Here is a 16,048-nt window from a genome sequence, read left to right on the forward strand (position 1 = left end):
TGAATGTCCTCCTGATATAAATAATATTTCGGTGGAAATAGTCACTTAGAAAGCCCTGATTCGTGCAGATGCCCTTCGCCTAAACAGCCAAGGTTACTTATTATAAGACACCTGTTGACGAGCTTCATGCTTTCCTGCTGATATTTCACACAAAATCCATTTTACCATGAATCGCTGGATTTGTAAAGGGGGATTAAGCTTTATTTTCACTAGCAGAAAGGTTGAGAAGGAGGGTAAAGGTGCTTCCTAGGCCGTACTGGCTGGTAACTGTGATTTCTCCACCTAATTGATGGGCTAATTCACGCGCAATCGCAAGACCTAAGCCATGACCACCTGTTTTCATATTGCGCGAAGTTTCGACACGATAAAGGCGCTTGAAAATATTTTCCAAATTCTCTGGGGCAATCCCCTGTCCTTCATCGGTCACACTGATTGAAAGCTGGTTATTTTCCAGCTTAGCTACCACCTCCAACTTGGTCCCTGGAGCTGAGTATTTAAAAGCGTTATTGACCAGATTCACCAAGATACGAGAAAGTTTGGCATAATCTCCTTCAATCCGAGCAGACTCAGGAATCACTTGCAAGTGGACATCTCTCTCCTCCTGCTCAATCAAAAATTGAAATTCACTCATGCACTCAATCAAGAGCTGATCCAGAAAAATGCTGTCTTTTCCAGTCGTCTTCTCCTGATTTCTAGTTGTATTAAGGGTTAAAAAATTCAACTCTTCAACCAGTTTATTAAGCCGTTCTGTCTGGCGTCCAATGGTTGCTAGATAATGGGCTTGTTCTCCTTCCTTGATAACCCCGTCCAAAATTCCTTCTACCGTCGCTTGGATCGAAGTGATAGGAGTCTTGATATCATGCGAAAGCTGGGCAATCATCAAGCCCTTTTCTCGTTCGCTTTCTTCCAAAGAATCAAAGGTCGCCTGTAAATCATGTGACATTTCATTAAAAGCCTGGCCTAATTGCTGAAATTCTACAGGCCCTTGAACCTCCAGATTTGAAGGAAAATCCTTGTCTGCTACTCGCTTAGCATGTTCCTTGAGTTTGTCCAATGAAGTAAAGACAGGTGATAGGAGAAATAGACTAATCCCAGCACCGACAAAACTTGCCATGAGAGTCATACCCACTAGGAAATAAATCTCTCTTTCGTCAATTAACATTCGCTGGACGGCCCAAAAAACCACGATAATCGTTAGGAGTGTTGAAATGATATAACCTACTAGAATATAATTTTTTAATTTCATTGACTACCTCGTGCTTTCTCAATTTTGTAGCCCAAGCCCCAGACTGTTTTGATGGTGGGCGTTTCTGCACTGGCATATTTAGCCAACTCCTGTCGAAGAGCATGAATATGAACATTCAAGGTATTGGTATCATCCACATAGTCTTCTTGCCAGACCTTTTCATAGAGATCTGTCTTAGAGAAAACCCGCTTTGGATTGCTGGCTAAAAGCCATAAAAGTTCGAAGGATTTGACTGTTAAATCAAGCGATACACCTCCGATATAGACCTCATGACTACCGTGATTCATCCGTAAATCCCCGAGACTGACGACTTCTGTCTCACCTCCACGATGAAGGCGACGCAAGATATTGTGGACACGCAAAACCAGCTCACGAGGACTAAAGGGCTTGGCAATAAAGTCATCTGCCCCTAAGCTCAAGCCATAAATCTTGTCCTGCTCGCTAGTCTTAGCCGTGATAAAGAGAAAAGGCTGATCTGGAGATTGATACTGGACCTCACTAATCAAATCATAACCATCCATCCGAGGCATCATGATATCTGTAATAATCAAATCAATCACTTTTCGCTTGAAGATTTCCAAGGCCTCTACTCCATCATGAGCCACCAAAACCTGATACCCTGCCTGAACCAGATAGCGTTGATGAATATCTGTGATTTCTACCTCGTCGTCAACGAGTAAAATAGTCTTTCCCATCTGTCTCTCCTTTGAAAAAAACAGTGCTATACCACAATAGTATAACACTATTTTAATCGCTTTACGAACATTCTAATCGCTATCTGGATTTTTTAAATCCTAGATAGAAAGTCTGTAGCTAGACTAGTCATTATCCTCTTTTTTAGCTTTCAAACCGAGACCACCTAGCAGTCCGGCCAAGGCGAGGCCAAAGAATCCAATAGTAGCCATTGAGGTTTGTGCTTCACCAGTATATGGAAGCATGCCTTTTGGTTCTTTCATTTGATCAGCCATCATTGGACTTGATACCTTATTATTAGATGCCATCTTGCCTTCATCAGACATTTTGCTTGAGGCTGCTGGAGCTTGGTCTTGCTTCATACTTGGAGTTGCCATTAGCTGACTAGCATTCATGGTTTTGTCCTGCTCTTTGTTAGGCATCATCTTATCCTGACTAGCAGCTGGCATTTGAGATTTCATATTGGACGCATCTTGATGACTATTCATCATTGGAGCCGTCATAGCTGAACCATTAGAAGATGGGACGGAGCCTGACTGCATCGGAACAAGAGACTGATGTCCATTCAAGTTCACTGTCAAATCTTTAGTCGCTACAAGATTGCTCAAATCGGCCTTACCGTCTTTAGCACCATAAACCTTGATGGTAGCTTTATAACTTTGCGTACCGTTTTGTTTCAAGAGGTCAAGAAGGTCTTTGTCAGATTTGCCTTGAGTACCTGCCAAATCCACTTCATAGAAGTAAAGGCCTTTGCCAAATTTCTCTACTGGTGGAAGAGCTGGATTTTTAGCTGAACCGTTGTCTGACCATGGAGCTTTGTCTGAGGCTTTCAAAATCAAACGAGTCAACATACCGTCACCAGCGAAGAATTCATATGGAATAACTTGGTTGACACCGGCTGTGAATGGACCAGGGAAGTTGGCTTTGTCCAAGTATGTAGCTGGAACATCTACTGTGTCTTTAGTATTATCGGCTACACCTTTTTGCACTTCAGCTGGGGTAGTTAAACCATTCAAATTGACATCCAAATTCTTAGTCGCTACAAGGTTACTCAAATCAGCCTTGCCATCTTTTGCACCGTATACTTTGATAGTAGCTTTATAGCTTTGAGTGCCGTTTTGTTTCAAGAGATCAAGCAAATCTTTGTCTGATTTACCTTGAGTTCCTGCCAAATCTACTTCATAGAAATAGAGACCTTTGCCCAAGTTTTCTACTGGTGGTAGAGCGGGATTTTTAGCTGAACCATTGTCGGACCATGGAGCCTTGTCAGATACTTTCAAAATCAAACGAGTCAACATACCGTCTCCGGCGAAGAATTCGTATGGAATAACTTGATTAACACCAGCTGTGAATGGACCTGGGAAATTGGCTTTATCAAGGTAGGCAGCTGGGACATCTACTGTGTCTTTGGTATTATCAACCACGCCTTTTTGAACTTCAGCAGGGGTGGTCAAGCCGTTCAAGTTGACATCCAAATCCTTAGTCGCTACTAGGTTGCTCAAATCTGCTTTGCCATCTTTCGCACCATACACTTTAATAGTAGCTTTATAGCTTTGAGTGCCGTTTTGTTTCAAGAGGTCAAGAAGCTCTTTATCTGATTTTCCTTGAGTACCTGCCAAATCCACTTCATAGAAGTAAAGGCCTTTGCCCAATTTCTCTACTGGTGGGAGAGCGGGATTTTTAGCTGAACCGTTGTCTGACCATGGGGCCTTATCGGATGCTTTTAAGATGAGGCGGGTCAACATGCCGTCGCCAGCGAAGAATTCGTATGGAATAACTTGATTAACACCAGCTGTGAATGGACCTGGGAAATTGGCTTTATCAAGGTAGTCAGCTGGGACATCTACTGTGTCTTTAGTGTTGTCAGCCACGCCTTTTTGAACTTCAGATGGAGTGGTTGCTGGTTGAGCTTCACTTGCTTCACGGTCTTTTCCAGAAACTGTAGACGCAGGACCTTCCACAGGTTTAACCACATCTTCTGTTTCTTTCTTAGATTCTGGTTTTGCTTGCACTTCTTCTTTTGGTGCTACTACTTGATCTTTATTAGACACATCCGCTTTTTCTGGAGAGCTTGTAGTATCCAAGCTTGCTTTAGGTGCTGAGTCTGCCTGTTCTGAAGGAAGAGTAGTATCCACTGCTTCTTTGAGTAGCTCTACTGGTAAGTCGCTCTTTGCACTCACCGCATCTGCATCTGGCACGACTTGAGCAGGGGTCGGATTGACCACATCGGCACGTGCAGAACTTGGTTGACTGACGAGGACAAAGAAGCCACTGGCCACAACAACTGAGGCAACACCGACACTGAGACGACGAATAGACCAACGAGTATATCTTTGATTTGGATTGAATTTCATAGGATTCTCCTTAGAGTTTTTCTTTATTTGATGACTCTAGTATAATCTCCTAAAATTAAAAAGGACTAAGAAAAAGTTAAAATTTTTCTTAAATCCCTCTTATAAAATACTTATATTGACTCAATAATCGTTGAAAAAAAGAATAGTCATTCCTCCTCTACTCACTGAGGCTTGCTAGGGTATCCAAATATTGGTTATTGATCACTGCCATGATATAGGAGTCGGCTTTCAATAGATCATTCGGCCCAAATTGAACATCCAAAGGAGCATTTTCGTAGTCACGAAAACCGAGGATATTGAGATTGTACCGTCCTCTAAGATTTAATTGGCTAAGGCTCTTTCCTACCCATGATACAGGAACTTTCATTTCGACAATTGAAACATTCTTGTCCAACTGAAAGACATCTACACTGTTATTAAAGAGAATCGTCTGTGCCAAAGAGCGTCCCATTTCATACTCTGGTGAAATGACTGAATCAGCGCCGATTTTTTCAAGGACTTTTTTTGCTGTATGGCTTTTAACCTTAGCAATAACAGTCGGTACACCCAGACTCTTGCAATGCATGACTGCTAGAACACTAGACTCTAGATTTTCACCAGTTGCGACGACTACTGTATCACAAGTATCAATCCCGGCTGATAGCAAGAGGTCCTCATCTGTGATGTCACCAACAACGCCACGCGCCAAGACTGGTTCAAATTGATTGATTCGTTCCTCATGGTCATCAATGGCTATGATATTTACATCATGCTTAGCAAGAGCGGCGAGAACACTACTCCCAAAAATACCCAAACCTAAAATTCCGATTGTCCGATCTGACATAGTTTATCCTTTCTTATCCTATGGTTATATCTGCTTTCATATAGTGAATCATATCTTTCTTATCTGGCCGATACTCAGCCAAACTGACTAATAGCGTCAGTGGCCCAATTCGTCCGATAAACATCAGTAGCATGACGACGCTAAGAGCTAATTTACCTAACTCTGGTGTCAGATTAGCAGTTACTCCAACCGTAGCAAGTGCTGAAATTGTTTCAAACATCAGGTAGATAAATTTCGGATTCCCTTCCGCTGTTATTCCTAGTAAAATCAAGCCAACCAGAAAAGTCAATAAGAAAATAATGAAGACACTGAATGATTTTTGGACTGTCCGAGGTTCAATCGTTCTTTGTGCTACATTGGCATGAGGTAACCCTAAAAACTCACTGCGTGCGAATACCAACAAAACAAAGAAGGTCGTGATTTTAAGTCCTCCTGCTGTTCCTCCAGGTGCTCCACCGAGAAACATCTGTAAGATATAGATCAGTAAAGTAACAGGCCGAGCCTGGGTGTAATCAATAGAAGCAAAACCTGCTGTTCTCATGCTAACAGTTTGGAAGAAGCTAACCAGCAATTTATCCGGGAAGCTGAGATTGCCAATCGTTCCCGAATTATTCCACTCTATCAAGAGGGTTGAAACTGTTCCAGCAAATAAAATCCCCGCTGTTAAGAAGAGAACTAGCTTAGTATGGAAACGAAGACGGCGTTTTTTCTTCTTTCCCAATTGAGTGGCTAGATCAAACCAGACCATAAAACCTAGACCACCTGTAATAATCAAGCCAGCAATCACTAGATTAACCAAAGGATCTGTCTGAAAGGCTAGCAAACTCGTACTTCCAAAATTATCAAATCCAGCATTACAAAAAGCTGAAATTGCCAAAAAGATAGACGTTAAAATCCCTCGCCCCCAGCCAAACTCGGGGATAAAACGAAAACTCAGCAGAAAGGCTCCTAAACCTTCTACTAAAAAAGTCGTCAAAAAGATGGAACGTAGAAAATCCTTCAAAGACTGAGTTTCTTCAAAACTAAAACTCTCCAGAATCGTTTCACGACCTCTAAGACTCAGCTTTTGCTTGCTTTGAATATAGAAGACCCCTATAAAGGTCATGAGTCCCAAACCACCAATCTGAATCAAGACCATACAAATCAACTGCCCCCAAACATTGTAGGTCGAAGCGACAGGTAAGGTAAATAGTCCTGTCACACAGACCATGGATACAGCTGTAAACAAATGATCAAAATAACCGGCATGAGATGTCGGAACTTGTACAAATGGTAGACTTAAAAGGAGAGACCCCAAGAGAATAACCAAAGCAAAGCTTAAAAAGATTCGCCGAGCAGGTGATAAACGCCCCAGAATGGTATTTATTTTTTCAACAATTGATTTTAATAACATAGCTACATTGTACCACAAAAAGCTGAGAATACTCACATATGACTAACGATCTCAAGACAGAGTTCTAGCGCCTTTTCAAAAGCTTCTGCGCCCCAATCGCGCTGGTCATAGTTATCAAGATCTGCCAATGAATCAGCCGTGAACAGCAACTCACCCCAGGTAACTCCACGAAGTTGAGCCACTGCCGCAAGAGCTGCACACTCCATCTCTACAACTGCACAGCCTTCTTCCTTACGATAGGCAACTTTTTCAGCCGTTTCTCGGTAAAAACCATCTGTCGACCAAGTCATAACCTCTTCATAAGGAATGCCTAGTTGTTCCAAGACTTGCTCGATGGCAGAAATCGCTTCTATATGTACATCCATATAACGAGAAGGTGACGCATAATGGTAACTAGTTCCTTCATCACGCAGGGCTCGGACTGGAACCAGAAAGGCATTTTCTTCTATATTCGCTAACACACCACAAGTGCCTGTAGAGATGATTTTCTCCACACCGTAGCCAATCAACCAATCCATAAACTGGGCCGCAGGGGCAGAACCTACAGGAGCTTGGGCTAGACACACTTTTTCACCTTTGTAGTCTATGACATAAACTGGATAGGTTTTAGTGGCAGAAACAAACTCCCCTACGCACTCCGCCCCTACTTCCTGAGCAAAGCGGTCAATCTCCTCCTCCAAAAATGCATAGATGCACTTCTTTGGCAACTGTAAATCCAAGCCTTCGTGATTCGGCATGATAACTGCCTGAGGATTATCGTCAAACTCTAAAATAGGAATGACGTGTTTTTGAATCATAGAACACCTCCTCTAAATTTGTACTATTATAACAAAAGCCAAACGAAAGTCAAGACGGGAGGCTAAGTCAAATCATAAAAAACCTACCTTAAGTAGGAAACAACAATTAAATGCTTTTTCCTCTACTAACAAAATTGCTAAAACTTAGGAATTAGTTTATAATAGATTGAATTTGAAAAAGGGAGAAATCTTATGAAATTCTATTCATATGACTATGTTCTCAGTCAGATTAGTCAACAGAATTGGACCATGATTATTGTGTCGACATTCTTAGTGATTGTGACTGGATTCTTTGCATTTAAGGCTTTCAAAGATAAAAGAGGGAGTAAGTTCCGTGAATTATCGCTCATTTCTATTTTGACCTTAATTGCTTTTGTATTGATTAGCATTACGAATCTTCAAAACAACCAATCCAATGATAATCAATTTCGTAGTTCCTTACACTTCATCGAGATTGTATCAAAAGAGTTAGGTGTTGATAAAAAAGACATTTATATCAATACTTCAGCTACTACTGATGGAGCTATTATTAAGGTTGGCAACAATTTTTATCGTGCGATTGGCGGGACTGACCAAGATAGCTATTTATTAGAAAAAATGGAACTCTATAAATCAGATGTGGAACTCGTGGAGGTTGAAAAATGATAAGCTTTTTTGCTACGATTGCAATTAAATTAGCCTTTGGGCTACTTTCTCTTGTTTTTGTTATTAACGTAACAGGTAAAGGAAATTTAGCACCAAGTTCTGCAGTAGATCAAATCCAGAACTTTGTTCTCGGGGGTATTATCGGTGGGGTTATCTACAATAGTTCTATCACCATCATCCAATACATTGTTATCCTCATCATCTGGACTATTCTCATCTTGCTCCTTAAATGGCTGAATACCAATGTTTCTCTGATTAAACATCTGATTGACGGAAAACCTACTATTATCATAAAAAATGGTCAGTTAGACCCTGAAGCCTGTCGATCAAAAGGTCTTGCAGCTGCAGATGTAGCTCTTAAATTGCGCGCCCAAGGAATCTTCCAACTAAAAGACGTCAAGAGAGCTGTGATTGAGCAAAACGGACAGCTAATTGTTGTAAGAATGGGTGACGAAAATCCTAAGTACCCAGTCATTACAGATGGTGTTGTCCAAGTTGAAATCCTAGAAACTATTGGTAAATCTGAGGAATGGCTAGCAGAAAAATTAAAAGAAGAAGGTTTCGAAGACGTTTCTAATATCTTTATCGCTGAATACGATAAAGGGCAATTAAACATTGTAACCTATTAAAAAAATAAACTGATGCTTTTCGTATCAGTTTTTTGCTTTTTAGCATAAAAGGGTATATACTTAAATTAATATCTAATGTAATTTAGATAATACAAAAAATTAACGGAGGTATCCCCCATGTCAATCGAAGAAAAATTCAACCAAGCTAAAGGTTCTGTTAAAGAAGGTTTTGGTAAACTAACTGGCGATACAAAAACTCAAGCAGAAGGAGCTGCAGAAAAGGTAGCTTCAAAAGCTAAAGAAGTTGCTGAAGATGCAAAAGAAGCTGTCGAAGGCGCAGTATCTGGTGTTAAAAACATCTTTAAAAAAGACGGAGAATAATTCTTTTTCGTCCTAATAACATAAGAAACTCTTATTCCAAGCTGTTAATATGCTAGGGATAAGAGTTTTTTCTTTAAATTATTATGTTTTTTAATATTAGAAAATACTTCTTATGATGTGTTGCTCAACCTAAAGCAAAAAGAACTAATTCCTATACTCCTCCTATTTCCACAAACCACCTAAGATTTGTTTTTCCAATAAGCCTAAGTCCTCTTCTCTCATTTCGCCATTGACGCCAACGACATATAGTTGAGAGAAGTAAGCTAACAATGGACCTATACAGATGCGAACCATTTGAGGAATCGTTATCTCTGGATTTACACGTGGATCTGCTAGCAATTCCTTATGAAGCACTCGAAGTTTATCTTGAATAGCATTCCAGATAAAAATCTGTTCATTTTTTAGTTTTTTATTTGAAAAACTCTCTTGTAGAATGATTTTCATCAAGGCACGATTTTTTTTGAGATAGCTCATACGATTATGGACGAGATAACGAACCCTCTCTTCTGTCGTTTCAAAAGCTAAGAGTTCCTCAAAAAAACTACCGAGAATGCCTGGGACTACAGGATGTAAAATAGCCGTCAGTAAATCATCCTTCGTCTTAAAATACTTAAACAAAGTTGCCTGGCTTAGTCCAGCACGCTCAGCTATGTGAAGAGTTGAGGTCCCATGGTAACTCCTGGTTGATATGAGATCCACTGCTGCCTGCATGATTTTTTTCTTTCCTTGAGGGTAATTCGCTTCTTCTAAGTAATCTTCAAACGATTCAAAAACAGTCTTATCCATCCAATCTTCACACCTTTTTAGCATTATTTATGTTGATTTCTAAACTTTACGATAACGACGCAATCCAATAATATTGAGAATTGTTAAAATGATCAAGAAAATCATTAAAACACCAAGATTTGACAAAATATCACCAAGATTGTGTCCGTAAAGAATAATCTGGCTTATTGCATCACCAGAATAGGTTAATGGCAAAAATTTCCCCACAGTTGGAGCCCATTCTCCCATGGATGACAATGGAATAATTCCTGAGAAAAAAAGTTGGGGCATAATCACGAGAGGAATAAATTGCATCATTTGGAATTCTGATTTTGCTAGAGTAGACAAGAGAATTCCAAAAGCTAGTGCTACAAGAGCCAGTACCACATTAACTATTATAACATTTAAAATATTTCCTACAACTTCTACATCTAGTAGCCAAATTGCTGCTAAAACGACAACTGCCGTTTGAAAAATCGCAATAATACCGTAAGACAACATATAGCCATAGACGATTTCAGAACGTTTCACTGGGGTTGCTAACAAGCGATCCAAGGTTCCACTTGTTCGCTCTTTCAACAGTGCCATACCAGAAATCAAAAAGACAAAGAAGAAGACCACAAAGCCAATTAAAATTGGAATCATACGTGCAAAGAATCCAGTATTTTTATCTCCATATTGGTAAGATTCTTTGATTTCAGGCGCCTTTTCATCTAATTTCAATTGTGGAAGAGCTTGTTTGACACGAGATAATAACTGATCGGTGCCTTCATTGACGATACTTGTTCGTAACACTTGTCGTGTCATAGTTGTTTTAGAAGCATCCGTATTTGCGTAGTCGACCTGATACTCACCATCTTTATACGATATGACTGCATCTACTTTCTCGTCAGCTAGAGCTTTTTTAGCCTGATCTAAGTCTTGATAAGTCTCGACGTCCACATGATCGAGCTCATCCATTTTTGTTACCAAACCAGTTGGTAGATCTTGTGTCGCTAACTTGACATTCACGGTTGTACTAGCTGAAAACATGAGGTTCATCAGCCATATAATAAATACCGGCGCTACAAACATCATAGCCAAGGTTCGTTTGTCACGAAGCAATTCTTTGATAACTTTTTTAGCAATAGCAATGGTTCTCATCTTACTCTCCTTCTGCTTTCAAAAAGACTTCTTCAATACTTGAAACTTGATAACTATCTTTTAAGTGTTGCGGTGTATCAAAAGCAATGATTTTTCCACCTAATAATAAGCCGACCTTATCCGTTAACTCTGCTTCATCCATAACATGGGTAGTAACTAATATCCCTACCCCATTGTCTCTAAGCGCGAATAATTCTTTCCAGATTTTCTTTCGAAGAGAAGGGTCGATTCCAACTGTCGGTTCGTCCAAAATCAAGAGCTGAGGATTCCCCAGAAGCGCGACGGCTAAAGACAAGCGTCGCTTCATTCCTCCAGAATAACCGGATACCGTTTTATTCAAATGCTCTGTCAGATCCACAACTTGAGCCACATGGGCAATTTCAGCTGTCAGATCTCTTTTGGATAGCCCTTTTAGCTGACCAAAAAATTCTAGATTTTCTTGACCTGACAAGGCCTCATAAAGAGCATCAGACTGAGCCATATAGCCAATATCACCTAAAATATGACGATTTGGCATAGTATGGTCCAAGACTAAAGCGATACCGCTATCCGCCTTTTCCATTCCTAGCATGGTTTTAATCATAGTTGATTTACCAGCACCTGATGGACCGATTAGACCAATGATTTCTCCAGGCTTTAAATCAAAACCAACGTGATCTAAGACCATTTGACGACCAAAAGATTTTTCTAAATCTTTTAAATGTAACAATTTTTTCATTTGAATCCTCCTAGGTGAGTATTTACTCACTTTTGAAATATAAAACTATTATAGTGAGTATCCACTCACTTGTCAAGTTGAAAGTTGATAGTTGAAAAAAATCTCCCTTCTCTTTCGAGAAAGGAGATTTTTATTTTATGGTCGTCCACCAGGGCCTCCATTTCCTTGAGGGCCACCGCCAGGTGCCCCTCCGCCTCCAGGCATAGAACTGACAATCTCAGTTTGTTTTTCACCATTGAGATAGATATCTCCGCCTGTGTAGGTCGCTGTTCCATCAAAGTCAAAACCAGTTTGACCAGTCATTTTGATGGTTCCTCCATTAACTGTAATATTACCATTTGAGTCAATTGGATCCGTGTCCCCTTGACCAACTTCAACCGTCAAGTTCCCACCATTCATAGTGAAGAAAATTTCACTTTGTTGAGCATTTTTGTTGGCTGCATTGACACCATCATCCGTTGAATAGATGGCGATATCTCCACCGTTGATAGTAATTGACTTACCTTCAAGCCCTTCTGTAGAATTCTTAACGGTATAGGTACCACTATCAATAACCAAATCACCTGATGCGTGGATACCATCATCTCCAGCAGTAACAGTGATGGTATTGTCAGAGAGATACATGGTTCCTACAGATGTGTCCTCATCATTGTCGACCTTAACTCCGTCTTCCTTGGCATCGATAGTCATAGTTGTGCCGGTAATGTTGAGTTCATCATTAACATTAAAGGCATCCCCGACTGCTGTGATGTTGTAGCTTCCACCTGTGATGTGAAGTGTATCATTTGCCTTGATACCATTGTTTTTCTTACCATCTACATTGAGAGTTCCTTTACCGTTGATGGTCAAGTCCACTTTAGAGAAGAGCGCTGCATCCGCTTTTTCGTCACTATTAGTTGCTGAATCTGATAGGCTATTAGTTGTGCCATCTGCTAGAGTTAGGTAAACATGACCGGCTGATGTTGCAGATATAGCAGCATTGGTATTGGTCATGGTCACACCCTTTAGAACAATATGTACATCATCAGTCTTTTCGGCTTCAATCTTGATTTGAACTCCGTCGGATTGACCAGATATGACATAGGTTCCTGCCTTGGAGATTGTAACGGTAGATCCTGATACGGCAACTCCATCACCTGATACCTTCGCTGTTGATTCTGACAAGGTTACAGTTGCTGCTGTCTTTTCATCATAAGAAGTATCATAGTCCTTGTCTGTAAAATAGCTAGTTTTCTTAGCTTCTGTAGTTGATGTCGTTTTCGTTGTCGCAGTATTGCTAGCTGTTGTATTTGAAGTTGACTGGGTACAAGCTGTTACTAGTGCTAGAGTTGCTATACTCGTTAATAAGAATGTCCATTTTTTTGCTTTCATGCTCGTTTCCTCGACTTTCATTTTACATGCTCTTAGTCTACGTGACTTTCCTAAAATAAGCCTAAACTTTTTCTGAAAGTTTTCTTAAGTTTAGTTTCAATTAAGTTAAATTTAACAAAAGTTTTAGATAAACTCTTTAAAATCCTAGACAAACAAGCTCGTCCTTGTTTAAAAATAGTATAACCTAAGATTAGAGGAGAAGGACTTATGAAACCAATCGAAACAACTTTTAAACGGATTGAAACCAAATATGTTGTCTCCAAAAAAATATTAGACAAACTGGTTCAGGATTTAAAGAAATATTTGGTAGAAGACGACTATCCAATTTCAACAATATCAAATATCTACTTTGATACAGAAGACTTTGATATTCTCCAAGATGAGCATCTTGGCGACAAACGAAAAGAAAAGGTACGGATGCGGACCTATCTCAGCCAAGCTAAAATAGATAGTCAAGTTTTTTTAGAAATCAAAACTAAGGACCAAGAAGGGATTGGTCGCAAGTACCGACTGCTCTCAACTCCTAGTTCCATCATCAATTTCATAACCAAAGGGCACTTGGATGCTAGCATTACTGATACAGTCGTCATTGAAAAAGTGAAAAAACTTCAGCATGATTACAAACTCGCTATCAAGCCTCGTATGTACATCTACTACGATCGTTATTCATTAAAGGAAAAGAAATCTATCGAGGGCTGCCACTATAACAAAATCCGTATCACAATTGACCAAAATCTAGTCTATAGAGATGAAACTGTCAGTCTCTTCGCAGGAAATCACGGGGCTCCTCTCTTAGATAGCAACACTGTGATTATGGAAATCAAGGCCCCTGGAAACAAGCCCCAGTGGTTGCAGGACATCCTCGACAAGTATGATTTGATGGAGCACAAATTTTCAAAATACAGTTGTGCATACCATAAATCTCAAGGACTTCCTTATGCTCCTCGCCCCAATATAGAAAGATCAGGTACTGCTTATGCTTAATCTATTTAATTCCATTTTCAATAACACCACTGCAAGTGCAGATCCCTTTCAACTACTGTTAGCACTTCTAGTCAGTCTAGTCCTCGGTTTGGCTCTCACTTGGACTTACAAATATAGAACCCTCTACACCAGAGAATTCGCTATCAGCTTGACCTTGCTTCCCTGCCTCATGACCTTGGTTATTTTTCTAGTCAATGGAAGCTTGGGCACCTCAATTGCTGTAGCCGGAACCTTTAGTTTAATTCGTTTTCGTTCCGCAACTAGTGGTTCCCGAGAATTAATTGCTATTTTCCTAGCCATGATTATCGGTTTAGCTTGCGTAACAGGATACCTCTTCTTGGCTATTCTATTCACACTCTTTATCTTGGGTGTTTGGTTCCTTTTGGAAAATCAGCAGATTAAGTCCGACAATCAGCGCCGTAGACTTTTGACAATCACGGTAGCCAATCAAGACAAGGTACAGGAAGTTATCCAATCATCTCTTAACCAATTCTGCTCAGAAGTTGACATGATTACAATTAATAGCACTAACGCAGGTGATAATCTAACAATTGTCTATGAAGTCGAGCTAAAATCTGATACCGATGACTTCCAAGTCGCTAGCTATCTTACACGCAACATTGCTGAATGCGATGTGGCTCTCACTAAAAAAGCTAAAAAGAGAAAAAATCTCTAGCAAAAAAGAACAGCATTTTGCTGTTCTTTTAGTTTTCTTTAACTGGAATTTCCTTGATAACTCGTGCTGGGTTGCCTGCCAGAACTACATTGTCACCAAAAGATTTGGTAATGACAGCTCCTGCTCCTGCAACAACGTTATCACCTAGTGTAACACCTGGAAGGACAATAACCCCACCACCTGCCCAGAAGTTCTTACCAATAGTAATGGGTTTCCCAAATTCTAAACCTGAATTTCGTTCATCTGGATCCAGTGGATGAAGGGGTGTTAAAAATTGGCAGTTAGGACCAATCATGGCATTGTCACCAATGGTAATAGGACAAACATCCAACATGGTCAGATTCCAATTGGAATAAAAATTTTCTCCCAAATAGATATTGACACCATAATCCACCACCAAACGAGTATTGACATAGAGATTTTCACCAGTTGAGCCAAACCATCCTTTGATGATTTTCAAACCTTTTACTGGATCGACTTCTTCATTAAATGAGGCTTGCTTTTGTCGTGCTATTTGTGCTAGAGCACGAAGTTCTGGATCGAACGGGTGATAAGGTTCTCCCGCAATCATTTTTTGGTATTCAGTTTTCATATCTTGATGTCCTTGCTTTTTATACTCAATGAAAATCAAAGAGCAAACTAGGAAGAGAGCCGCAGGCTGTACTTGAGTACGGCAAGGTGAAGCTGACGTGGTTTGAATTTGATTTTCGAAGAGTATTAGATGATTGTAGCATAGTTCTATCCTTAATACAAGCATCAAAAAAACTAGTGCATCGCACGATGCACTAGTTTCTTATTAGAAAGTTGACTGTTATCAATACTTTACAGACTAGATTAGTCTTCTTTCTTTTTACGAGCCATAAGTCCGAATCCACTCAAGATACCTACTAAACCAAGGCCAGCAAGACCAGCATGGTCTTTAGTACCAGTATTTGGCAACTGAGGAGTAGTTGTCTTAGCTACTGTTTCAGTTACTGGAGCTGATTTACTTGGTGTTTCTGGAACTTGGATTGGTTTTGGTTCTGGTGTCGGAACTGGATCTGGTGTTGGTTTCGAGTCTGGTGTCGGCACCGGATTCGGTGTTACCACCTTCTTGTAGATGTGTTGGATATTACCATCTTTATCTACAACTGTCTTCACAAACTCGTAACCTGGAATTTCTTTCTTAGGCTGTTCACCATTCTCAGTCGGATATCCTGGAATTGGATTTCCATTTTCATCAACATAAGAGGTCGTAATCTTTTCGTAGACGTGCTCGGTATCTCCGTTTGGAAGTTTCTTAGTCTCTACGAAGCGGTAACCTGGAATTTCTTTCTTCGGTTGTTCACCATCTTCACTTGGATAGCCTGGAATTGAATTGCCTTCTTTATCCTTGAATGATGTCTTAACTTGTTCGTAGACGTGCTCGGTATCTCCGTTCGGAAGTTTCTTAGTCTCTACGAAGCGATAACCTGGGATTTCTTTCTTCGGTTGTTCGCCATCTTCACTTG

General features: G+C 40.2%; 17 protein-coding genes. 5 read left to right on the top strand and 12 right to left on the bottom strand.

The genetic code is table 11. The annotated features are described in order from the left end of the window. Positions 1 to 193: 193 nt before the first annotated feature. The 6 genes from E7C97_RS07370 to E7C97_RS07395 form a co-directional block, all read right to left on the bottom strand. Positions 194 to 1,246 carry a HAMP domain-containing sensor histidine kinase gene (locus tag E7C97_RS07370; protein ID WP_316108653.1) on the bottom strand — a complete coding sequence of 351 codons (1,053 nt, stop codon included), beginning with the start codon at positions 1,244 to 1,246 and terminating at the stop codon, positions 194 to 196. Further along, positions 1,243 to 1,941, bottom strand: coding sequence for a response regulator transcription factor (locus E7C97_RS07375; RefSeq protein ID WP_316108654.1), 699 nt, complete (start codon positions 1,939 to 1,941; stop codon positions 1,243 to 1,245). Before E7C97_RS07375 ends, E7C97_RS07370 begins: the two co-directional genes overlap by 4 nt. 123 nt (positions 1,942 to 2,064) lie before the next feature. Beyond that, on the bottom strand, positions 2,065 to 4,293 hold the full coding sequence (locus E7C97_RS07380) for an SSURE domain-containing protein (protein WP_316108655.1): 2,229 nt from the start codon (positions 4,291 to 4,293) through the stop codon (positions 2,065 to 2,067). Positions 4,294 to 4,450: 157 nt separating this feature from the next. Continuing rightward, complete coding sequence (locus E7C97_RS07385; protein WP_001283888.1) at positions 4,451 to 5,116, bottom strand: TrkA family potassium uptake protein; 666 nt, start codon at positions 5,114 to 5,116, stop codon at positions 4,451 to 4,453. Positions 5,117 to 5,129: 13 nt separating this feature from the next. Further along, complete coding sequence (locus E7C97_RS07390) at positions 5,130 to 6,509, bottom strand: potassium transporter TrkG (RefSeq protein ID WP_316108657.1); 1,380 nt, start codon at positions 6,507 to 6,509, stop codon at positions 5,130 to 5,132. 32 nt (positions 6,510 to 6,541) lie between these two features. Then, on the bottom strand, positions 6,542 to 7,306 hold the full coding sequence (locus E7C97_RS07395) for a nucleoside phosphorylase (protein WP_316108658.1): 765 nt from the start codon (positions 7,304 to 7,306) through the stop codon (positions 6,542 to 6,544). A 192-nt stretch (positions 7,307 to 7,498) separates the two neighbouring features. Between E7C97_RS07395 and E7C97_RS07400 the strand changes: the two genes are divergently transcribed. From E7C97_RS07400 to E7C97_RS07410, 3 genes are all read left to right on the top strand, one after another. Continuing rightward, complete coding sequence (locus E7C97_RS07400; RefSeq protein ID WP_316108660.1) at positions 7,499 to 7,951, top strand: DUF3290 family protein; 453 nt, start codon at positions 7,499 to 7,501, stop codon at positions 7,949 to 7,951. Next, positions 7,948 to 8,580 carry a DUF421 domain-containing protein gene (locus tag E7C97_RS07405; RefSeq protein ID WP_316108661.1) on the top strand — a complete coding sequence of 211 codons (633 nt, stop codon included), beginning with the start codon at positions 7,948 to 7,950 and terminating at the stop codon, positions 8,578 to 8,580. The genes E7C97_RS07400 and E7C97_RS07405 overlap by 4 nt, the downstream gene beginning before the upstream one ends. 117 nt (positions 8,581 to 8,697) lie before the next feature. Further along, positions 8,698 to 8,901, top strand: coding sequence for a CsbD family protein (locus tag E7C97_RS07410; RefSeq protein WP_000020982.1), 204 nt, complete (start codon positions 8,698 to 8,700; stop codon positions 8,899 to 8,901). Between the two features lie 162 nt (positions 8,902 to 9,063). Here the strand turns inward: E7C97_RS07410 and E7C97_RS07415 are convergent, their stop codons facing one another. From E7C97_RS07415 to E7C97_RS07430, 4 genes are all read right to left on the bottom strand, one after another. Continuing rightward, positions 9,064 to 9,687, bottom strand: coding sequence for a TetR/AcrR family transcriptional regulator (locus E7C97_RS07415; RefSeq protein WP_049508119.1), 624 nt, complete (start codon positions 9,685 to 9,687; stop codon positions 9,064 to 9,066). A 39-nt stretch (positions 9,688 to 9,726) separates the two neighbouring features. Then, positions 9,727 to 10,809: an ABC transporter permease gene (locus tag E7C97_RS07420; RefSeq protein ID WP_316108664.1), complete on the bottom strand. Its 1,083-nt coding sequence runs from the start codon at positions 10,807 to 10,809 to the stop codon at positions 9,727 to 9,729. A gap of 1 nt (position 10,810) precedes the next feature. After that, positions 10,811 to 11,527 carry an ABC transporter ATP-binding protein gene (locus E7C97_RS07425; RefSeq protein WP_042759577.1) on the bottom strand — a complete coding sequence of 239 codons (717 nt, stop codon included), beginning with the start codon at positions 11,525 to 11,527 and terminating at the stop codon, positions 10,811 to 10,813. A gap of 135 nt (positions 11,528 to 11,662) precedes the next feature. Further along, the gene (locus E7C97_RS07430) at positions 11,663 to 12,898 is read right to left on the bottom strand and encodes a carbohydrate-binding domain-containing protein (RefSeq protein ID WP_006154049.1); all 1,236 of its coding nucleotides are present in this window, start codon (positions 12,896 to 12,898) and stop codon (positions 11,663 to 11,665) included. A 207-nt stretch (positions 12,899 to 13,105) separates the two neighbouring features. Between E7C97_RS07430 and E7C97_RS07435 the strand changes: the two genes are divergently transcribed. Next, positions 13,106 to 13,882, top strand: coding sequence for a polyphosphate polymerase domain-containing protein (locus tag E7C97_RS07435; RefSeq protein ID WP_316108668.1), 777 nt, complete (start codon positions 13,106 to 13,108; stop codon positions 13,880 to 13,882). Then, a complete protein-coding gene (locus E7C97_RS07440; protein WP_316108669.1) occupies positions 13,875 to 14,558 on the top strand; it encodes a DUF4956 domain-containing protein in 684 nt (227 codons plus the stop codon). The genes E7C97_RS07435 and E7C97_RS07440 overlap by 8 nt, the downstream gene beginning before the upstream one ends. A 28-nt stretch (positions 14,559 to 14,586) precedes the next feature. Here E7C97_RS07440 and E7C97_RS07445 read toward each other — a convergent pair whose 3' ends face one another. Both E7C97_RS07445 and E7C97_RS07450 read right to left on the bottom strand, forming a co-directional pair. Then, on the bottom strand, positions 14,587 to 15,150 hold the full coding sequence (locus tag E7C97_RS07445; protein ID WP_316108671.1) for a sugar O-acetyltransferase: 564 nt from the start codon (positions 15,148 to 15,150) through the stop codon (positions 14,587 to 14,589). Positions 15,151 to 15,392: 242 nt separating this feature from the next. Next, positions 15,393 to 16,048: MucBP domain-containing protein (locus E7C97_RS07450; RefSeq protein WP_316108673.1), on the bottom strand; the 656-nt coding region annotated here is incomplete at its 5' end.

This window comes from Streptococcus sp. (assembly GCF_032481935.1).
Classification (GTDB): domain Bacteria; phylum Bacillota; class Bacilli; order Lactobacillales; family Streptococcaceae; genus Streptococcus.